Source organism: Phaeodactylibacter sp., from assembly GCF_040219495.1.
Lineage (GTDB): Bacteria > Bacteroidota > Bacteroidia > Chitinophagales > Saprospiraceae > Phaeodactylibacter.
In genome coordinates this window covers 26,750-47,364 of record NZ_JAVJSK010000121.1, presented here as the reverse complement: position 1 = coordinate 47,364, position 20,615 = coordinate 26,750, and the positions used below count along the sequence as shown (strand labels likewise).

The window sequence follows — 20,615 nt, the reverse complement described above, 5'->3', positions numbered from 1 at the left end:
ACTAGTGGATTATCCCGAAAGTGACTAAGTGTAAAGGTTACAGGCGTGAAACACGCCGCATTATTTCGGACTAGCAGTGCTAAAGAACATGGGGTTAAGATTTGTTACTCTATTCCATAAGATTCACGTCTAACCCCCCTTTTGAAGTTGGTTTTTTGGGCAGCCTCGGAGTTTCATCCGGGGCTGCGCTTTTTTGGTGCCAACCATAAACCAGACCAAGCATTGCAAGCGCATTGAAAGTACCGTGCCAGCGGGGCGTAAGAAAACGGCAATCCAGAAGCTTCCTCGCAAAATGCCCTCAGCTATGCCGCAGTCGGGGGGCGTAGCTTAACTTGCATATTGTCGTTTTTACAAAGCTAAGCTTGACGCTCAATACTTTCAATACTTTATGAAAGTATAGTTTCAATCCCAACTTATCTTCGCCACCAAAACACCTCTCATGCGTTTTACCCTACTGCCGATTGCTCTGCTGTTAACGATACTCCACCTGAATGGACAGCCCTCGCCTCCTCTATTCCCTAACCTGCAAGGCAACGACCTGCTGCAAGCCCTGCAGAACCGGTATACGCCCGGGCAGGTATTGGGGTACGGGCCGGCACGGGACTTGATGTACGGTGAGATCGACAATTTCCAGGATACCGTTTATGGGATTTACTCCGGGCATAAGCTATACCTGCCGCCGGGAGAAGACCCTTCTCAGGCGCTTTATCAGAATGGCAGTGCAGATGGCATCAACTGTGAGCACGTCTGGCCCCGCAGTAAAGGGGCGAAGTCTGGCCATGCCAAGTCCGATATGCACCATCTGTTCCCTACCCGGCTAGCTGTAAATGCATCCCGGGGCAATGCGCCGTTTGCTGAAATTCCGGATGAACTGACCGAGCATTGGTACTTTGAGGACCAAGAGCGCTCCGGCATACCCGAGCGGCTGATCGATGCCTACAGCGAATCCACAGGAGCACAGTTTGAGCCCCGGGAAGACCGCAAAGGTGACATCGCCCGTGCCATGTTCTACTTTTACACCATCTACCGGCAGGAAGCCCTGCAGGCCGATCCGCTATTCTTCCAGATACAGCGGGAAACCCTGCTGCTTTGGCACCAACTCGACCCTGCTGATGAACGCGAAATTGACCGTACCCAGGCCATTGCCCGCTATCAGGATGGCAAGCCCAATCCGTTTGTGTTGGATCCAGGCCTCGCTGAGCGGCTCTATGCTACGGATTGAGGAGGTTAAGAGCCTCATTGCACCGTAGTCCGGCACCGGATGGCCTCAACCTTGCCGGGGCTCATCTCCTCTGCCCGGGGATAACCATGCGACTTCTCCGAAGTCTTGCAGTGCTTACTGGCTTGGCTCAGCGCTTTTTTTCATGCTTTAGAGACCCCTAATTCCCCATGATATTGAAAGAAATACCCAGGAAAAAGCCCATCTCATAAACCGATTTAGTAGGCAGCACTGTAGCGTCGTACACATCTCCGGATTGATAGCCCTGAGCCAGGCGCTCCACTTTACCGCCGGTCAGCCCGGTTGTAAACACCACCCTTTGCCCTTGCCCGAGGATCAGGCTGGGGCCCAAGAAGTAAGTTTGCAGCCCTGCGTTATCCCCTCCTATGCCGATGCCCAGCCCAAAGGTGCCCCCTACAGACACCTGCCGCTGGCTCTGAGGGTAAAAGTGGAAAAAGCTCGAAATAATCGGCAGAAAAGCATCCTGGTCATCCGCAACAATCAGAGAATCCCGGACGCTGTAGGATTGTGGGCGGTCAAAAAAGCGGACGAAGCTCACGCCCACACTGGCATTGACTTTCAGGCCACCGTAAGTGTTCAGTTTGACAGGGCTCAGGGTTTTGGGCCGTACCCCCTGCAGGCGTGCTGAGTCCACCGGGTTAAGCTTGATGCGGAAGGTGGTCAGGTCAGAATCCGGGCTGAAAACAAATTTTTGCTCAAACCGGTGCTCTTTCATCTCTTCGTAGAGGTACCCTAGTTCAGTCAGCTCCTTCAGCTGGAGGCTTTCCAGGCCCGATAGCTCACTGCGGACAACTTTGGCTTTCTCCTCGTAATCCTCAACGCGCAGCGCGGCCGCTTCATAGGCAACTGCCAGCGCAGTGCGGTCCATATCCGGCAGGTCGCCAGCATCAAACAGGGCACTGCGGGAAGCTTCCAGCTTTTGCAACTCCAACTGCAGCCGACTAACCTCTGCTTCATAATCTGTGACTGTGTTCTGCAAGGCATCAGACTGATTTGCGCGTTTTGCAACAGCCCCTATATCCAGTTCTTCGTCACGGCGTACTCCAAGGACCGGCTTCATGTAATCCATCGACAAGGCTTTGATCCGTTTGGGAGACAGGCGGGGGTTCTGCTGGAGTTGCTGTACCTCACTTAATGCGATCTGCTGAAAAGCCTGACTTTCCAGTTCCTCCTTTAGGTAGCCGTTCAGTTCCTGAAGATCTGACTCAATATCTTCCATGGCTTTCAGGTGGCTTGCGAAGCGCCTGGCCATGGCTTTAGTGGAAGCAGAAACATTGGCCTGATCAACCATTCCGCTGCCCTGATTCGCAATTTGAGTACCGTCGAGCCCGAAGCCCGTACCGCCCATGCCACCGGTAAGGTTGCGGAACTGCGCTAATGCCTGTGTATTGTCGCCTGCACCGAAAAAGGGGCTGCCAGAAGCCGGTATATTGAAATCCTCGGTCTCTGTTTCCAGTTCCAGGTCATAGAGGTAGTCGTTATAGTTCAGTACATGCAGCACCACCTGCTGCCCTTTTTTGATGGAAGCCCGCCCAACGGGTTTTCCATTTTGCTGGTAGTAAATGGTATCTTCAAACACATCGTAAAAAATGTGCAGATCCTGAGCGGGCAGCCACAGGGCATTCCCCAAAAGCAACAAAGCAATGCATAACTTCAGTGGGTTCATCGGTAGGTAGATTGATCAATGGAAAAATAAGGCTGCGGGCACTATCGCAGCACCCTCGTCAGGAAAATAATTCCTAAATATAACTATTTGGGAAAGTACCAGTAGGTTACCCCTGAGCAGAAATTTAATTATCGAAGGTAACCATCGGGCGGGTATCAACATTAACAAGATACCTGTTCCTTCTTTCAGAAAGGGCGCAATGGAGCTTTTCTTCACAATATTTAAGGAGATTGTCTAATTTTACCAGAGCATGCTCTACCCAAAGCACATGCCTAAAATAACTAAAACCATGAAAACCCTAATCCTCTGCCTGGCCTTTAGTACCTCCCTTGCCCTTCATCTGTGCGGACAGCCCCGTAATGCGTTCAGCTACATTAGTAAGCCTGCCGAACTGGAGCAGGAGATGGAAGAATTAGTGGGTGAGAAATACGAAAATGCACTGGCCATTTATAACAAACTGGTAGAAACTAAAGGCGACCGCCGGTTTCCGGTCCCTGCTTTCGCAATGACCAAAGCGGCCAACAATGCCGCCTTTCTGGTTTACGGCGGCACTCAAATCGGACTGGAAGAAAAAGCCTATGATATTTGCATGTCTTTGGGAGAAACGCAGGGCGAAGCTGCTATTGCCGGGTTGCTCGGGCACGAGCTCGTCCACTATTATGAAAAACACCAATGGCGGTCGAGCTTTGCCCAGGCTTATACAGAACTTGAGATTGGGCGCCGGCTAAGAGGCATGGTGGACCAGGATAAAGTCAATAACGAAACCCAGGCTGATTACCTCGGCGGCTTTCTGGCCTACTCTGCCGGCTACCCGGTCTTTGATCAACGGGCAGCCCTTCTGGCCAAAATCTACGAAGAATACCCTTTCCCGGAAGTCGATACCACGGGGGCTTACCCGAGCCTGAAAGACCGGCAGGCGCTGGCTAAAAAATCGGAAGAAAAGCTCAAAGAACTCGTCACCATATTTGAAGTCGGCAACCTGCTGGCCGCCATCGGTCGGCACGAAGAGGCGCGGGTCTTCTACAAACACATCCTGATTGACTATCAGGGGCGGGAAATCTACAATAACCTGGGCGTTATTACGGTGCTCGAAGCCCTGGAATACTTCCCCGAATCACAAAGAGCCTACCGGTTGCCCCTGGAGCTAGACCTGACCTTCGGTGCCGGCGGTAGAGATGGCTTCGGCGACAAGATTGAAAAGCGCAACAAACTCCTGCGGGAAGCCATTTCCTACTTCAATAACGCCATTGGGATGGACCCCGACTATGCTCCTGCCTACCTCAACAAAGCCTGTGCCTACTACATGCTGGAAGACAACAACCGGGCAAGGTTTTATGCAGGCGTGGAAGCCCAGCGCAATGCTCAGCAGTACCCGAAAACCATTACCGATGCGAAGGTGCTACTGGCGATGCTGGACGTCAGGGCAGGCGATACCAACAAAGCCATACAACAACTGGAGCAGCTCGAAGCCCCTTCAGCAGTGGCCACCTATAACCTGAACCAAATGAAAGGCACCACAGCAGCAACCCCCAACAAGCCTGATGGCCCCGATGCCTACGATATTGATGGGGTCGAACCCTATAATTTGACTGCTTTTGACCGCCAATACCGGCATCAGCGACGGGAGATTCAACTCTTTGAAGCACTGGATTTCCGAATCTGGTCTAAAGCAACCGTAGAGCAACTTAAAAACTCTACCGTCTATATGGTGAAGTCGCCCAACAACTCCAACCTCTACCTGCACCTCACCACAGCAGGGTATGAAGGGGAACTCTACGATGGCTTCAAAGTCGGTACAAGCCGTTCGGAACTGGTTGAATACTACGGAGAACCCAAAACATCGCTGGAAATGCCCACCGGCGAAATCATGGTTTACGACGAGGTGCTATTATTGCTCAATCAGAAAGGGCAGTTAGCACGCTGGGCCAATTACAAATTCAAATAAGCCTATGCTCAACCGCATTATTCAGCCCCATAGCATCATTATTACGGTGTTAATTTTCCTGTTTATCTGGTTCCTCAACCTGATACGGCTGAACATGCATTACATCGACCCCTTCAACAACGGGCTGAAAAACTATGAGATTACCGACATCGTTTATGCCTACCTGAGAGACTCCACCCGGCAGCAGCCGATCAGCACCCAAGATATGCTACTGGTGCATACCGGTACTCCCGACCGCGAGCGTATTGCGCTGCTGATCGACCGGCTCCGGGAAGCCGGGGCGGCGGCTATTGGTGTGGATGTGCTGTTTGAAAAGCCCAAAACTCCTTACGCAGACTCCCTGTTGCAGGCCGTCATCCAACGGACCCCCAACCTGGTACTTGCCTGTGAAGTCGATCAGATCAATGAACAAGGTACGCGGTTTGAGCGGTGGAAGGGGGTAGACACCCTGTTCGCCAACTACAGCAAGCTCGGGTATGTCAATTTCCCAGCCAATCGCACCCGGGTCATCCGCTTCTTCAGCCCCAGAGAACAGGTCGGGCAGGACACCCTTCCTGCCTTCACCACCGCATTGCTGCAGACCTATGCGCCTAAAAAGGCGGCAGCCCTGCTTGACCGCAAAAAGACCGTAGAGCGCATTTACTATACCGGCCCGCAGTATGCCTTCCCCCGGCAGGAACAAGACCAACTGCTGGATAGCCTCAATATGGACGAAGTGCGCTCCGTTGCGGAAGGGAAAATGGTACTGCTCGGCTACATCCCACGTGAGGGGCAGGGGGATCTGCTAAAAGACCGGCACTACACCCCGCTGAACCAGTCTTACACCAACAAGTCTATACCAGACATGTACGGGCTCGCCATTCACGCCAATGTACTCAATATGGTGCTGAAGGAGCAATACACCAGAGAAATCCCATCCTGGCTGAACGTGCTGCTGCTCATCATATTCTGCTACCTCAATGTCTTGCTGATCCACTGGGTGTACGATGATTTCAACGAAGTTTTCCACGGCATTACCCGAGGGCTGCAGCTTCTGGAGTTCATCCTGCTCTTTTTCCTCATCGCCCTGCTGTTTTACCTATTCCGGATCAACCTGGACTTTGGGGCAGGCATCCTGGCCCTCTTGCTGGCTTACGATATCATTATGATTTACGAAAACCTGGTACGGAAGCGCCTGCCCTGGCTCGACCGCATCCCGGAAACGCTGCCTCTGCGTACGGCCGCCCCTGCGCCAGTGAGCGAGGAGGAAGAGTAGTCTGGAAGTAGCCGTGCAATTTCTGTATATTTGAAGGTAACCCTTTCGGGGCTGAACAAATTCAGCCTTAAAGACCCGTATAATACTATGAGAAACTTACTGCTTTTTTTTGCCTTTTCCTGCCTGACTGCGGTTTCCACAGCCCAAGATGATCTATTCATTATTTTGGATACCAACACCAGTAGTGGCATCACCTACAGTCAGGAAGGTGGTAATGAGCGCCGGGTGTTTGCCGGAATGGCCGTGAAGGCTCCGGGCCGGCTACGGCTACTGGAAGGTGCCACAGCCGTGATCGTATTTGAGGATACCCGGACTGCGCTTGAGGGTGCTGCTTTGTACGATCTCGAACAATTGGGAGCCGATATTCGCAGTCAGTATTCCTCCACTTTCCTGAGCCGATTCTGGTCGTTTATCAGCAATGCTATTAAGGATACGGAAACACCGCAGAAGGTGGAGCAGTCGCACCGGCGCTACCTGACCAATGCCCGTGCGGGTATCAGTGGTTTTGGCAGTCAGTCGTACGCCATTGATGCGCCCCGCTACCTGAGCGGGCTGTTCACAGCACCTCAGGTGACTTTCCGCTGGGACTCCGTTGCCCACCCCGAAGGCTACCGGTTTGAAGTCTGGCAGGAAGGGACGACAAGCCCGGTCCTCTCCGCCATAGTACAAAACGAAGCCTTTACGCTGAACCTCCGGCAGCTACAGCTCGATGGCAGTACACCGGCTTTATGGCAAGTAAGCGCCCGGCAGGCTGACAGTACCTGGCTGAAATCCGCTCAATTCCCTTTCCAATACGACCAAGCTGCCCTCGTAGCATTCGAAGAACAGCTCGAAGCCGATGAAGACTACCTAAGCCTGGAAGCACCGGCCCAGGCCATCTACCGGCTTTATCAGCTCGAGGAAGCCGGGTTGTTCCAGGCTGCTCATCAGGCTTACGCCGAAGCAGCTACCTCTGAGCACGCCACACGCGTACAGCAACAACTTTTCACCAGTTTCCTCTTGCGCATGCATGCGCTGAAGGAAGCCCAAAATCAGATAAAATGAGCCGGCTATTGATTTTTTTGTGGCTGGCGCTACCCATAGGCTTAAACGCTCAGGACAGCCTCTTCGCCTTTGTCGACAACCCCTTCTCCGGGCGGTTTGCCCCGAAGCTGGTAACCAGCTACAAGCTAGCGGTCGTGCAGCGTATTTTTGATGACCTTGTCGAAGCCCGGGGCAGCTTCCGTATGCCTGTGCCCGAGCTGGTCATGAACAACGGCCGCCGCTACATGGCATGGATGCACCCCGGCAAACGGCAGATCGGGCTGGAAGAACAAGCCTATGACATTTGCGTAAGCCTCGGCCCGGACTCCCTCAATGCGCTGGCTGCGATGCTGTCTCATGAGATCATACATTACTATGAGAACCACGACTGGAAGCGCAACTTCATCAACCAGAACGAAGGGTTGGAGGCAGCGGCCCGACTGGAAGAACTATCCGATGGATTGAAGTACGAAACCCAGGCCGACTACTTTGGCGGTATCCTGGCCCTTTCCGCAGGGTACAACACCTACAGCACGCTGTCGCCACTGCTGGTCCGCGCCTATGAGGCCTACGGGCTGCCCAAAGAGATACAAGGCTACCCCAGTCTGGACGAACGGCTCAAGCTTAGCGAGAATACCGCCCGCCAACTGGAGAAGCTCTTTCAGGTCTACCAGACGGCCAACTACCTGAGCCTGATTGGCGGGTATGCCGATGCCCTGCAGTACTATCAGTTTATACTGGGAGAATATCAGGGGTTTGAGCTGTACAATAACGCCGGGGCTACGGCCCTCTTGGCAGCGCTGGAGCTTACCCCAAAGGCAGAGATACCCTTTGTGCTGCCTATCGAACTAGACCTGGAGAGCCGGCTCGCCCAAATCACCACCCGGATCCCCAAAGATGCCGATGCCCGGAGAGCTGCACTACTGGAGCAAGGGCAGCAAATGCTTAAAAATGCCTTGCTGCTGGATGAGGAACAGCCTTCTGCCCACCTCAACCTGGCCAACCTTCATCTCCTCAAAGGAGAATGGCTGGATGCCGAATACCGGGCCCGTAAAGCCCTGGCTATTGCTCAGGCACAGGCTGATCCGATGACTAAAGCAAATGCTATGGTAACGCTCGGGGTGGCTGCTGTTTTGCAGCGCGATACTGCACGCGCCACTGAACACTTTAAATCTGCACAATCTGCCGGAGCAGCGCTGGCCAAAATCAACTTGTCGGTATTGCAGGGCGGAGCGGCAGTGGTCGCACCACAAAGCTACAACGTCAAAGGCGTGGAAGAAATAGCAGCCATTTTCCCGGAGGACTTCCTCATTGCCCCGGCTTTTACTGCCACCGTCAATCTGCCCGGAAAAACCTACTGCGGGTACAAAAACATGCCGCAGTCCAGTATTTTCCAGCATTATGTAGACGATGGCAGCAACCGCTTTGCCTGGTTTCACCGAACAGGGCCTGCCTACGAAGGGCATACCCTCAAAGGGTTGGAAATTGGTGCCAGTGAGGCCGAAATCCGGGCGGTCTACGGCCAGCCCAACCGCGTATTGAGCCTCAGCGAGGGCCAATGCCTGGCTTACGACCAACGAAACTTATTGCTGCTCACCAATGACCAAAGCCAGCTCATCAGCTGGATTGTCTTCAGAGCAAACCTCTAATAAACCTTCAACATTTAAAACTCAAGACCTATGAAATGGCTATCCCTTTTACTAATGACCTGTACGGCATTCGCCCTGAATGCACAGGAAAACCCCGTTGCCTACTCGGTCGACGGCCCCGTCAAATACTCCCCCAGCAGTAAGGGGTGGTTCAATTTTTCGCCTTTGAAAACAGGTATGCCCCTTAGCCAAACCGGGCGGCTGAAGTTGAAGTCCGGCGCCTCCGTCAGCCTGCTGTACGATGAGCAGTATACCACCCTTTCCAAAAAAGGCAAGCATGCTATCGCCACAGTGCTGGCAGACTACGAGCAGTTTCAGGAAAACCCCTACGCCGAGCTGCTGCAGGAGCGGGTGGAAGAAGCCAGCGACCCTTTCTTTTTTTACCTGGACGACGAGCCGGGGCTGGCCGCAAATACCAAACCCACCAAGCCCATATACGAAAGCAGAGAAAGCGACGGCCACGGGGATGCTGATGCAGCACTCCGCCCCATCACGACCAATGGGGGCAAAGTTGCGGGAGAAAGCTTCTTCGTATCCTGGGCGCCCAAACCAGGCACTAAGGCTCCGGCAAAGTACCGGTTACAAATCACTAATGACCAGGGGAAGGTGCTACTGGAAGAGACGACTAGCGAAGGGAGCCTGACCGTTAGTGCAACGGAAGCCGGCCTCAAAGCCGGGCAGTTCTACCGTTGGCAGACAACCGCGGCAGATGAGGTATCCGTAGGTACGCCTTTGGTCACCTTTGAGTACACCAGTGAAAGTGCCCTTGAGGCGGTGCTCAGCCCACTGAAGGCCGACCCTTCCTACCAAGGTGCACAACCCGCCGCCCAGTTACTATTGGAAGCCGTAACGCTGGAAGAGAACGGTTTTCAGGAGCGCGCCGGCCTGCGCTACCGGGCCGCTATGGAACAGGACCCGGACCACGATCTGGCACGGGCACTGTATAAAGCCTTCCTCTGGCGGCAAGGCTTGTAGCGCACAGGATATTTAAGCTTGTTGGGATTTTACACTTTGGGCTGCTCTTGCCAAAAGTAAATTCCCAACAAGCATCTCTTAGCGTTTATGAACATCTGAAAAATGAATATGAAAGCTCCATCAAGCAAATACTCAACACACCTCCCTATGCATTACCTTTTTCGGACGCTGCTCCTGTTGCTGCCAATATCCGCTTTGGCGCAAGCTGTAGAACTCGGCATCCCAACCGGGCATACCGGCATCATTTATAATCTGCGTTTTTCTCAGGACGGGAAGACCCTCTTCTCGGCCGGGGAAGACGCCAGCCTGATGCGCTGGGATGTAGAAACGGGCAAACTGTTGAAGTCCTCAGTCAAAGCAGGAGGAGCGGTGCTGCCCGGCGCTATCGCCTCGCCCGACTTGCAGTATATTCAATACCGCAAAGGCTGGCAAGACGACCGGCCCTTATTCTTCACTTTCCGAAATGCCGAAAACCGGGGATTAAACATGAAGGATGACCCCTTCCGCAGCTTCTCAGCGGATGGCCAATGGGGCATGAAAAGTTCCGGCGGCCTGGCCAGGCTGAATAATCCGGCCGACAGCCTGCCTCCGCCCGAATTCCAACCCGATGGCTTCACTCCGGACGGCCGCTACTTCTACAAAGTATCAGCCGGGCAACTAGAACTCTGGGACGCAGTCAGCCAAAACCCTGCGAAGTTTCAAAGCATCGGGGGGCTCTCCCCTAATGCTACTTTTTGGGCGTATGGGGACATTCTGGGGGAGGAAGTGGAATACCAAACCCTGTTCGATTTTTGGTCGGTCCAAACGGGCCTTCACCTCTACCGGCTGGAAGTCCCGGAGGGCTACCAACTCAAAGATATTGCCCGGGACGGCAGCTTTGTCATTTTGACCAATGAGCAGGGGCAAGTCAGGAAATACAACCCGGGCACCAAAACCTTTACGCTCACTTACCCGTCCACTGGCAGGCGCTCCGAGCCCTATGTCTTCAACGAACCTCCGGACTGCCGCCTTTCTCCCGACGGGCAGCTACTGGCCAATGGCGGGGACGATGGGACCATCTACTTACAGGACGCCACGACCGGTCAGACCCTCCGAAAGCTACAGGCCCATCATCAGGTGCCTGCGGCTTTGAGCTTCAGCGCAGATGGTAAAAAACTAAATTTCAGTGCCCAAAATGGTATGGTCCATACCTGGGACCTGGAGACTTGCAGCCAAAAGGCCCCTGATGCTCCCACCATGGATTACAACAGCATCACGCTAAACGAGGGGCCCTATTGGGAACAAAGGCTATCCGAAGGTGGCATTGAAGCCCTGACTGCCGATAAAAAAACCGGCGTACGCTTTGAGGTAAGCATAGAGAGAGGGCGGCAGTACACCCCTGTACTTGTAGACCTTGACAACATGGAGCCGACCGGGCAGCTGGCTAGAGCCAATTTTGACTACCATACCGTAGAAAAAGCGATTTTTGCCCCGGACGGGAGCCGGTTGCTGGCCATCCCCAGCACCGAGCTGAAGGAAGGCACCACCTCCTTTGTTTGGGACGTGCCCTCCGGGCAGTTGCAGCACCGGCTCTACGACCCGGAGGAAAGCTATGCCCTCTGCGGCGCTTTTTCAGCTGATGGGCGGTACCTGCTGCTAGGCACCTGGAACCGTTCGGTACACCTCTATGACCTTTCCAACGGGCAACGCCTCCACACTTACAAAGGGCACCGGGGCAAGGTCAGAGCTGTTGCTTTTTCGCCCACCGGCAAGTATATCGCCAGTGGGGCAGAAGACGGCATGGTCAAAATCTGGCGTACGGATACCCACCAGGAAGTAGCCACCCTCATCCTGATTGACCAAAAAGACTGGATCGTGCTCAGCCCCAAAGGGCTTTTTGATGCCTCTCCTGATGCTATGCGCTTACTGTACTACCTGACAGAAGATGAAGAAAGTACGGAAATCATAGAATTGGAACAGCTGAAAGCACGGTATTATGAGCCTGGCCTGCTGCAAAAGGCACTCGGGTTCCTCCCTGAGCCCATTCGCTCAGTAGAGGGGTTCACTACGGTCGCTTTATACCCCAAAATGAGTGCAGAGATGGAGGGCAGGCAGCTCCGGGTGAGCCTAAAGGCCCGCTCCGGTGGCATCGGCAGAGTGGCGATACTCATCAACGGCAAAGAAATAGCCTACGATGCCAATCCGGCCCGCAGCACAGCGTTCACCTACGATCTGAGCCAACACGAGCGTCACTTCTGGCGCCACCCGGACAGCACCAACCGCATCAGCCTTTATGCCTTCAATGCTGAAGGCTGGCTGAGAGGCAGAGCTCTCCGCCTGTCGTACGATAGCCCGGCAAGGGCAAGGGGAAATGGCAGTAACGCTGACTCCCCGACCGGCACTCTGGACCCCAAGATGTACGTAGTTGCCGTGGGCACTTCTGACTACAGCGGGGAAAGCCTCGATTTGAAATACGCCACTCAGGACGCCACGGCTATTGCACGCACCCTCGCACTGGTCGGTGCCAACCTTTTCGCTAACGGCATAGAAGTCCACTGCCTGACTACTGCAACGGAAGACCAAACCGGGCTGGAAGACACCAATATTATCTGGCAATACGCCAGCAAAGCGAATGTGGAGGCGACTATCGCGTCTATTCGCCAAAAGGCTAAAGCTGAAGATGTACTGCTCGTGTACCTGTCCGGGCATGGTAAGTCTATCGGGAATGATGATGGCGGGCAATTTTACTACCTGACCCATGACATCGCCAATACGGATATGATCATGGACCCGGAAGTGCGGGCCCGGTACACCATCTCCAGCGGTGAGCTCACCGAATGGATCAATAGTATTCCGGCACTCAAGCAGGTACTCGTGATCGACGCCTGTAATTCCGGCCAGGTGGTCAATGAACTCACCAGTGGGGCCCGCAACCTCAATACCAGCCAAATCCGTGCCCTGGACCGCATGCAAGACCGCACCGGCATGTTTATCCTTTCGGGGAGTGCCGCAGACAAAGTCAGCTATGAAGCCAGCGAGTACGGGCAGGGGCTACTGACCTATTCCCTGCTGAAAGGCATTCTGGGCCTGGCTACCACAAGAAACGCCGATGGGGAATACGTAGACGTAATGGCGCTTTTCCAGCACGCACGGGATGAAGTACCCCGCCTCGCCGCCTCTATCATGGGCGTACAGACCCCCACGCTGGGCTTCCCCGCCGACGCCAGCAGCTTTGATATCGGAATTGTCAAATACGAGCAAGCCTTACCCGTTGGGCAGAAGAAGCCTGTCCTGATCCGGACCACCCTGCTCAATGAACAGACCCTGAAAGACGACCTCCGCCTGATGCCACAACTGGAAAACACCTTCCGACGGGAAAATGAAGAGGGGTCAAATGCCAATTACCTATACATTGATGTAAACAACTACCCCGGGGCCTATGCCCTGCGGGGCCTTTATACCGTTGTGGATGACCAAATCCGCTTCTCTAAAATCCGGCTGTTTAAAGGGGACGAAACTTATTTCACGTTGGACATCCCCACCCCCTTGGACCCTGAAAGAGCGGTCCGGGAAATAGAACGGGCCGTAAGAAAAACGATTAAAGAACAGTAGGGCTGAACAAAATCGAAAGTGATGTTATTTTAATGTTAGAACATCAAAATAGCCATAATGAGTACGCAAAATACCGCTATCAAAATGGTCCGGGCGCTGGGATTCCCCTGGGCCACACAGGACCCTTTCATTTTCTGTGCTTACCACAATGACCGCTATCCGAAGGGCAATGCCCAGCTGGGCCCTGATGCCTCCCTGGGCGGCCGTGCCATCGGGCAGGACTTTGACCCGTCCAACGACTGGCGGATGTACCACGGAAAGACCGTACCTGGCTTTCCGCATCATCCCCACAGCGGCTTTGAAACGGTGACCATCGGTAAGAAAGGACTGATTGACCATGCTGATTCTCTGGGTGCTGCCGGGCGCTTCGGCAATGGGGATGTGCAGTGGATGACCGCCGGAAAAGGCGTACAGCATTCCGAGATGTTCCCCCTCCTGCGTGACGATGCCGAAAACCCGCTGGAGCTGTTCCAAATCTGGCTCAACCTGCCCCAAAAAAGTAAGCGGGTGGAGCCGCACTTTAAGATGCTTTGGGCAGACAACGTACCGGTTTATGAAGCCGATGGCGTGAAAGTTGACATCATCGCCGGCGAACTCGAAGGGCACAAGGCACCGGCTCCCGCCCCGGATTCCTGGGCAGCCGACCCTGCCAATGAGGTAGCCATCTGGACCCTCAAGCTATCAGCAGGCAAGACCTTTACCCTCCCGGCAGCCAGTGCCGGGCTCAACCGTTCCCTCTACTTTTATCAGGGTACTACGGTAACCACAGACGGGCAGGAGATACCTGCACAGAAGATTATCGACCTGCACAGCGATCAGTCCACGACTTTGAAAGCCGGCGCAGAGGATGCCTACTTCCTGTTTTTGCAGGGTAAGCCGATCAATGAGCCGGTCGTGCAGCACGGCCCCTTTGTAGCCAATGACCGGGAAGGCATCATCCAGATCATGCAGGAATACCAGGCTACAGAATTCGGTGGCTGGCCCTGGCCCCGCCCCGATCAGGTGCACGAGCGGTCGCGTGGTCGCTTCGCCAGGCATGTGGATGGCCGGGTGGAAGAGAAGGCATAGTGCGGTTTTGAGGGATACCTGCATGGAACCGGATCAATCCCGGTCGGGAAAATACTGGTCCAGCAGTGCCCGGTAAGCCTCAGTGCTCCGCAGCGGCGCCAGCTGATCGAGACCCTCTAATTCCTCCAAAGAGACTTCCAAACGGGCGAGCAGCGCTTCCAGTGTTGCCAGCCCGTTTGCATTTTGCCCCAGTTGGGCCTGACAGGCAGCCAGCTCCAGGTAGTGAGCCGCTTTCTCTGATGCATGCTGCAGGCGCTGTTCCACAAAGGGCAGGGCTTCCTCATAACGCCCCAGCCCAAAGTAAATATAAGCCAGGTAGTCATTGCTGTAGTCAGAGCCGCCGTCCAATTCGTACATACGCTCCGTACTCGGCAGTGCCGCTTCCAACTGATCGTTGTAGAGGTAGAGGTAAGCCATCATATCGTACCCCTTGATTTCCCCGGGCTCCAGTTGCTGATAGCGGCGCAGCAGGCTCAGGGCTTCCTCATGCCGATTCTCCTCATCAGCATACAGATTGGCAAGGGAGAAAACCGGTGCAGCATAGCTTTCATCCCGCTCCATGGCAGCAGTATACATTTGGATCGCCTCCGCCCGGCGGTCCGTGGATTCATACAGCACGCCCAGGTTGTAGTAAGCGAGTGCCAGGCTGCTGTCCTGCGCGATGGCCTGTTTGTACAGCTCCTCAGCTGCCCCAAACTGCTTTTGGCGTTTGTAAGTGTAGGCCAGATTGGTAAGCGCCAGCCCCCAGGTCGGCGACAGGGCATTGGCCCGCTGAAAGGCATTCAACTCTTCCATCGGGCGGTTCAGACGACGGTACAATAAGCCCAGTTCGTTGTAAATATGAGGGGCAACCGGTGTAAGGTTAAGTGCTTTTTGCTGCAACGCCAGGGCTTCTTCCAGCAAGACGACGGGCAAGCCGGCCCCTTCGGCTTTTAGCCTGAGGTTGACTCCCCGGAAATAATGCTCCCGGGCACTGATCTCCCGGTAGAAGAAGCTGCTTTCGCCCACCAGTTCAGCGGCTTTAGCCAGATAGTCCGGATAATAGGCATAGACTTCCTCATTTTTCCAGCGCTCAGCCACCACCTCCATAGGCGTGGTGATGTAGGCATTGATGGCCGCCTGTGCATCATCCTGCAAAGCACTCGACAAGCTGACCATCATCAGGCGCTGCACGGCTTCGGTACCGGGCATTTGTTTGATTTTCTGGTAAAGCTGGTAAGCGGAGCCCTCCTCCGGGTACAGCAAATGATTGGCAGCAAGGGCCTGCTCAAACCGGGCCAGGTCCGGAAGGTAGCTGGTATCCTGTGCGGGCAGCGGTGGAGAGGCATTGGTTTTGGGCTCGGGCTGCACCCGGCTGATCTTCATATTGCCGGTGCCCCCCCGCCGGATAGGCAGTTGCTCCTGATTCGAAGCCATCAGGACTTCGTCCTGCACATAGCGCTCCAGTTCGAAGAGGTCCACGAAGCGGTTCTCATCCGCATCAGCCTGCCCTCTGAGCCCTTTCACCAGATAGTAGGAAAAGACACCACGGCCCCCGCCCCATTTTTTGTCTTCCAGAGACGTTTGGTCGGACTCGCAGGACAGCAGCTTGACGGTATTGGAAAAGAGCTCAGCCAGGGCTGCTGTCGTCGCTTGCGGCCCCCCGTAAGAACTGCCCGCAAGGGTACCCGACCGGCAGGCATCACTGATGAGGATGACCTGGACATTTTTTTCCTGTATCAGCTGTTGGAAAAAGGCATCCAGGGTGTTGATCATGCACGCACCACCCGAAGCATAGGTGGTCGGCGGCGCATCGTGGAAGAGGAGATAGCCCATGCGTTTGTCAGAGACCTCTTCCACGTCTCCGTGCCCGGAGAAATAAAGAATAAAACGGTCGTTGCGCTCGCATTGCCCGCTTAGCCTGGTAAATTCGCTGATGAAATTGCCGTAGGTGGCTTGTTCGTTGGTCAGCAGGACCAGGTTTTCCTCCTCCACCTTCCAGGGGCTGTCATGGGTAAGAAATTCGGCGAAAGCCGCTGCATCCCGGTCGGCATAGTTCAGTTGCGGAATCCGGTCATCGCGGTATTCGGACACCCCTACCACCAAAGCCTTGATGCTGTTGAAGGGCCGGATAGGCTTAATTTGCGCCGCAGCGGAGATATGCACCAACAAGGCAGATAAAAAAAGAAACAAGTAAGGCTTAGCGGTCATGATTTTCAGATTGCTTCAGTCAGAAAAGATACGTCAAATTGGCCAAACAGCACCATAAAACGGTGCCGGGTAATGCCGTAAGGTATTAAGAGCCGATTTGGTTTAACACTCTACCTTTGCAAGCTACATTTGAGAAGGGGCCACAAGGTTACCCACAGATTTATAAAAAAAACTGTAGCTTAGTCGGTATAAGTTTAAAACTATGCGTCCAGCAGACGAACACTACATCAACGCTATCCGCCACAATGACGGGACAGGGCTGCAACAACTCTATCAGGAATTCCTGCCCCGGATTTCCGCTTTCATCCGCAGGAACGGCGGCAGCGACGCTGATGCCAAGGATATTTTCCAGGATGCCCTCATCGTATTATTCAAGAAAGTACAAGATACTGACTTCCAGCTCACCAGTGGGTTTTATACCTTGCTGTACGGCATTTGCCGCAACCTTTGGGGCAACCGCCTCCAAAAAAAGTCGGGAAACGAGGTATCCATCCCGGAGGACTACAAATACACTGATGAGGCAAACCTGAGCCAACTGCTGGAGCAGCAGGAAGAAGAACAAGTCTTCTGGGATGCTTTCCGGGAATTGGGCCAGGACTGCCAGCAGTTGCTGCAATGGTTTTTCGCCAAAGTAAAAATGGCAGAAATTGCAGAGCGCATGGAATACAGCAGTGTCGGCTACGCCAAAAAACGCAAGTTCCAATGCAAAGAGCAGCTCATCCAACGGGTAAAAGCCGATGCCCGGTATTCTGAACTCATGAATAAATGAAGCCATGCAGGAACAATACGAACGAATAGAAGCCTACCTCGACGGCACCCTGCCAGAGCCGGAGCGCAAAGCCTTTGAGGCCGAGCTGGAGCGGGATCAAACCCTGGCGGCAGAAGTCGAGCTCCACCGCCGCGTACACCGCACCCTGGGCAATGCTGATGAATGGGCCTTTCGCCAAAACCTGGAAGCCATTAGCGAAGCCTATGAAGCACCTGCCGAAAATGGAAAGCCGGAGAACCGCAGCGCACTGCGCCTGCTCCTGGGCATTCTTATCCTCATCATCATAGCGAGCCTGCTCTACTACTTCTTTATGCCGGCCCCGGATGCTGCTCCCACTGAGCCCCCGGCGATCGAACAGCCCGCTCCTTCGCCTACCGCACCGGAGGAAGCACCTGAAGAAGAACCTGTTGAAGAAACCACTACGCCTACAGCACCGGAGGATACGCCAATAGCCAATATCCCCCCCGATCAGCCCAATCCAGCACTGGAAGCGCTCGTAGCCGCCTCCCCACTGAGCGCTACCTACGAACTCGCCGTCGAAGCCCGCTTCTCTGGCCAGGATTTCACGCTGGAAGGCGAAATGCTGAGCGCCCAATACGAAGAGGGGCAGTCCATGACCCTTACCCTCTTCGACAATCGGCCCGATAACTACCCGGATGCCCCCCTCCACACCGGGGAAATCCAGGTAATGGAAATCGACGAGGACGCGCCCATCGCTTTCGCGGCTAAGAAAGCCTACTTCCTGGCCTACGAGGCAGCGCTGGACTTACCGGCTGGCTTGTACTACTACGTTGTCCGTGTGGACGGAGAGGCGGAAGCGCTTTGGGTGGGGAAGGTCGAGCAGTAGAACATTTACCACCAAAACCCCACGGAAACTACCAGCGCCCGGCTACGCAGCTGCGCTTCCTCACTACCATTTACCTTCTCCGTCCGCCAGTCGGTAAAATCGTGGAGGTAACGGGCATCGAATACCCATTCGTGCTGACCGATAGACCGGGAAAGCGACAGCCCGGCTACCAGGCTCCAGTCCTGCGGCTCAAATTCCCCCCTGAGCGGCACCGAAGCTTGCTCTTCGAAGGGTGCCCCATCTGCAGCCAATAGGAAGATTTGGTCTTGATCAGGAAGGTACATTTGATCACCCTCCAAGCGATGTGAAAGGATACGCCCGTAACTGAGCCCGGCGAAGAAGCCAGGTTTCCAAGGACCGTCGAGGAGCTCATAGTGCAGCAGAACGGGCAACTCAATGGTAGCTACCTTGTAGTCTGTTTCAAAGTCCTCAAAAACGGGCTGCGTACCCGTATTCGGCAGCAGGAAGCGCTCTTGTATGCGCCCGCCCTTTTGTAGATACTGGGCTTCTGTGATCAGGGAGAGGCGGTTAGAAAGTGGAATTTTCAGCATCAATGCGGCATTCAGGCCCGGCAAAACGGCCGTGGAAGACTCCGAAGTGCTGTGCAGCTGATGGTACAGAGTGTTGTTTTCCACCGTACTAAGCGACAAGCCGGCCCGGGCGCCCCACTGCAATTGCCCAAAGGCAGTGGTAATGGTGAGCATCAGCGCTAAAGACAAGATTATTATTGGTTTCATTAGATTCAATTTTGGGGCGAGTTGCACTGATTTTAACCCGTAATCAATAGGTCGAGGAAAATTTCGTCGAAAAAAATCGGCCAGTGGAGAAGCGTTTAGGAAGGTGTATGGAACGATTTCTTAGTCTTTCAGGGTTGAAAGCCACGAAACAAGCCAAAAAATCATGACTACGCAAAATGGTTGCGCATTTGCGATTCAACTTTGTATCACCGAAACCTGGCAACCATGAAAATTACCGGACAAACATTAATCGACTTGGGCTATAAGCCCGGCCGCTGGTTTGGCGATGCCCTGCAACATGCCAACCAACACCAACTGCAGGGCGATGACCTCAAAGCTTACCTCGACAGCGTAGCGCAGTGGACGATTGCCCCCCGTAAGGCACCGCTTGCCTACCACAAAAATATCGAAGCAGAAACGGAGGACGAGATCAGTAATGTGGAAGCCGTATTCCACAGCATGGACGAGCTGATGAAAACGCCAACGGTCGTAGCCGGAGCCGTTATGCCCGATGCCTGCCCGACCGGTGGAAAGGGGCGTATCCCCGTAGGTGGCGTAGCGGTGACCGAAAATGCCATCCACCCGGCCATGCACAGCGCGGATATTTGCTGCTCGGTCATGATGACCTCTTTTGGGCATGTTGACCCTAAGAAAGTCCTGGACACGGCCCATCGCATCACCCACTTTGGCGGCGGAGGGCGTACCTCGGGCGGCTTTGAGCTCCCCGCGGAGCTTACTGATCAGATGCAGGGCAACTTCTTCCTGCGGGACGATAAAAGCCAGATACTGGCCCAATCCCACCTGGGCACACAGGGTGATGGGAACCACTTTTTGTTCGTCGGGCAGTCGGAGCAGACCGGGGAGACCATCATGGTGACCCACCACGGGAGCCGGGGGCTGGGGGCGCATTTGTATAAAAAGGGCATGGCACTGGCGGAAAGCTACCGCCGGGAGCTGTCGCCAAAAACCCTGTCGGGTAATGCCTGGATTCCCTACGAGGAGGAGCATGGTAAGCACTACTGGGAAGCCCTGCAGCTCGTGCGGCAGTGGACGAAGCTCAACCACGAGGTACTGCACGAGACCACCTGCCGGCGGCTGAAGGTGGACCACACCCTGCGCTTCTGGAACGAGCACAACTTTGTCTTCAAAGAAGGCAACCGCTTCTACCACGCTAAGGGCGCCACCCCACTAACCGACGCATTTGTGCCGGACTCCCACGAGGGGCTGCGGCTTATCCCGCTCAACATGAGCGAGCCGGTACTGATCGTGAAAGGGGAAGCCACCGCTGGCAACCTCGGCTTTGCCCCTCATGGCGCCGGGCGGAATGTGAGCCGTTCGCAGCACATCCGCAATCAGGGCGGGCGCAGCATGGAGGCGATCTTTGCGGAAGAAACGGCCGGGCTGGATGTCCGCTTTTTCTCGGGCAACATTGATATCTCTGAGCTTCCTTCGGCTTACAAAAATGCGGATGCCGTACAGCGGCAGATGAAGCAGTTTGGGCTGGGGGAAGTGGTGGACCGGGTCATCCCCTACGGTTGTATCATGGCGGGGGACTGGCAGCGGGATGCGCCCTGGCGGAAGAAGCGGAAAAAGCAACGAAAGTAAAGCGGGGCCCTGGATTTGGATGATCCGGGGCCCTGCCTTTTTCTAAGAGCTTGTT

14 protein-coding genes are annotated in these 20,615 nt (G+C 54.6%); 11 read left to right on the top strand and 3 right to left on the bottom strand.

All coding sequences use genetic code 11. The annotated features are described in order from the left end of the window. The first annotated feature begins 439 nt into the window (after window positions 1-439). Complete coding sequence (locus RIC19_RS19080; protein WP_350179956.1) at window positions 440-1,222, top strand: endonuclease I family protein; 783 nt, start codon at window positions 440-442, stop codon at window positions 1,220-1,222. A gap of 157 nt (window positions 1,223-1,379) precedes the next feature. Here RIC19_RS19080 and RIC19_RS19075 read toward each other — a convergent pair whose 3' ends face one another. After that, a complete protein-coding gene (locus RIC19_RS19075; protein ID WP_350179955.1) occupies window positions 1,380-2,906 on the bottom strand; it encodes a hypothetical protein in 1,527 nt (508 codons plus the stop codon). 289 nt (window positions 2,907-3,195) lie between these two features. Here RIC19_RS19075 and RIC19_RS19070 point away from each other — a divergent pair, with 289 nt between their 5' ends. The 7 genes from RIC19_RS19070 to RIC19_RS19040 all read left to right on the top strand — a co-directional run bounded on the left by RIC19_RS19070 (window position 3,196) and on the right by RIC19_RS19040 (window position 14,412). After that, window positions 3,196-4,851 carry a hypothetical protein gene (locus tag RIC19_RS19070; protein WP_350179954.1) on the top strand — a complete coding sequence of 552 codons (1,656 nt, stop codon included), beginning with the start codon at window positions 3,196-3,198 and terminating at the stop codon, window positions 4,849-4,851. Window positions 4,852-4,855: 4 nt separating this feature from the next. Beyond that, the gene (locus RIC19_RS19065) at window positions 4,856-6,106 is read left to right on the top strand and encodes a CHASE2 domain-containing protein (protein ID WP_350179953.1); all 1,251 of its coding nucleotides are present in this window, start codon (window positions 4,856-4,858) and stop codon (window positions 6,104-6,106) included. Between the two features lie 87 nt (window positions 6,107-6,193). After that, on the top strand, window positions 6,194-7,150 hold the full coding sequence (locus tag RIC19_RS19060; RefSeq protein WP_350179952.1) for a hypothetical protein: 957 nt from the start codon (window positions 6,194-6,196) through the stop codon (window positions 7,148-7,150). Further along, window positions 7,147-8,778 (top strand): M48 family metalloprotease, encoded by a 1,632-nt coding sequence (locus tag RIC19_RS19055; protein ID WP_350179951.1) that lies wholly within the window; start codon window positions 7,147-7,149, stop codon window positions 8,776-8,778. Before RIC19_RS19060 ends, RIC19_RS19055 begins: the two co-directional genes overlap by 4 nt. Before the next feature lie 30 nt (window positions 8,779-8,808). Further along, complete coding sequence (locus RIC19_RS19050; protein ID WP_350179950.1) at window positions 8,809-9,753, top strand: hypothetical protein; 945 nt, start codon at window positions 8,809-8,811, stop codon at window positions 9,751-9,753. Window positions 9,754-9,900: 147 nt separating this feature from the next. Further along, window positions 9,901-13,344 carry a caspase family protein gene (locus tag RIC19_RS19045; RefSeq protein WP_350179949.1) on the top strand — a complete coding sequence of 1,148 codons (3,444 nt, stop codon included), beginning with the start codon at window positions 9,901-9,903 and terminating at the stop codon, window positions 13,342-13,344. Window positions 13,345-13,401: 57 nt separating this feature from the next. After that, complete coding sequence (locus RIC19_RS19040; RefSeq protein ID WP_350179948.1) at window positions 13,402-14,412, top strand: pirin family protein; 1,011 nt, start codon at window positions 13,402-13,404, stop codon at window positions 14,410-14,412. Window positions 14,413-14,445: 33 nt separating this feature from the next. Here the strand turns inward: RIC19_RS19040 and RIC19_RS19035 are convergent, their stop codons facing one another. After that, the gene (locus tag RIC19_RS19035; protein WP_350179947.1) at window positions 14,446-16,602 is read right to left on the bottom strand and encodes a caspase family protein; all 2,157 of its coding nucleotides are present in this window, start codon (window positions 16,600-16,602) and stop codon (window positions 14,446-14,448) included. A gap of 202 nt (window positions 16,603-16,804) precedes the next feature. On the opposite strand from RIC19_RS19035, the gene RIC19_RS19030 reads away from it, so the two are divergent. Further along, window positions 16,805-17,371, top strand: coding sequence for an RNA polymerase sigma factor (locus RIC19_RS19030; protein WP_350179946.1), 567 nt, complete (start codon window positions 16,805-16,807; stop codon window positions 17,369-17,371). A gap of 4 nt (window positions 17,372-17,375) precedes the next feature. Then, window positions 17,376-18,218 carry an anti-sigma factor family protein gene (locus tag RIC19_RS19025; protein ID WP_350179945.1) on the top strand — a complete coding sequence of 281 codons (843 nt, stop codon included), beginning with the start codon at window positions 17,376-17,378 and terminating at the stop codon, window positions 18,216-18,218. Window positions 18,219-18,223: 5 nt separating this feature from the next. Here RIC19_RS19025 and RIC19_RS19020 read toward each other — a convergent pair whose 3' ends face one another. Next, entirely contained in the window at window positions 18,224-18,955 is a 732-nt protein-coding gene (locus RIC19_RS19020; protein WP_350179944.1) for a porin family protein, read from the bottom strand. A gap of 225 nt (window positions 18,956-19,180) precedes the next feature. On the opposite strand from RIC19_RS19020, the gene RIC19_RS19015 reads away from it, so the two are divergent. After that, on the top strand, window positions 19,181-20,560 hold the full coding sequence (locus RIC19_RS19015) for an RtcB family protein (protein WP_350179943.1): 1,380 nt from the start codon (window positions 19,181-19,183) through the stop codon (window positions 20,558-20,560). Window positions 20,561-20,615: the final 55 nt, after the last annotated feature.

Coding starts and splice junctions, on each gene's coding strand:
- RIC19_RS19040 (WP_350179948.1), top strand. CDS start 13,402: ATGAGTACGCAAAATACCGCTATCAAAATGGTCCGGGCGCTGGGATTC.
- RIC19_RS19065 (WP_350179953.1), top strand. CDS start 4,856: ATGCTCAACCGCATTATTCAGCCCCATAGCATCATTATTACGGTGTTA.
- RIC19_RS19030 (WP_350179946.1), top strand. CDS start 16,805: ATGCGTCCAGCAGACGAACACTACATCAACGCTATCCGCCACAATGAC.
- RIC19_RS19015 (WP_350179943.1), top strand. CDS start 19,181: ATGAAAATTACCGGACAAACATTAATCGACTTGGGCTATAAGCCCGGC.
- RIC19_RS19060 (WP_350179952.1), top strand. CDS start 6,194: ATGAGAAACTTACTGCTTTTTTTTGCCTTTTCCTGCCTGACTGCGGTT.
- RIC19_RS19035 (WP_350179947.1), bottom strand. CDS start 16,602: ATGACCGCTAAGCCTTACTTGTTTCTTTTTTTATCTGCCTTGTTGGTG.
- RIC19_RS19080 (WP_350179956.1), top strand. CDS start 440: ATGCGTTTTACCCTACTGCCGATTGCTCTGCTGTTAACGATACTCCAC.
- RIC19_RS19020 (WP_350179944.1), bottom strand. CDS start 18,955: ATGAAACCAATAATAATCTTGTCTTTAGCGCTGATGCTCACCATTACC.
- RIC19_RS19025 (WP_350179945.1), top strand. CDS start 17,376: ATGCAGGAACAATACGAACGAATAGAAGCCTACCTCGACGGCACCCTG.
- RIC19_RS19075 (WP_350179955.1), bottom strand. CDS start 2,906: ATGAACCCACTGAAGTTATGCATTGCTTTGTTGCTTTTGGGGAATGCC.
- RIC19_RS19050 (WP_350179950.1), top strand. CDS start 8,809: ATGAAATGGCTATCCCTTTTACTAATGACCTGTACGGCATTCGCCCTG.
- RIC19_RS19045 (WP_350179949.1), top strand. CDS start 9,901: ATGCATTACCTTTTTCGGACGCTGCTCCTGTTGCTGCCAATATCCGCT.
- RIC19_RS19055 (WP_350179951.1), top strand. CDS start 7,147: ATGAGCCGGCTATTGATTTTTTTGTGGCTGGCGCTACCCATAGGCTTA.
- RIC19_RS19070 (WP_350179954.1), top strand. CDS start 3,196: ATGAAAACCCTAATCCTCTGCCTGGCCTTTAGTACCTCCCTTGCCCTT.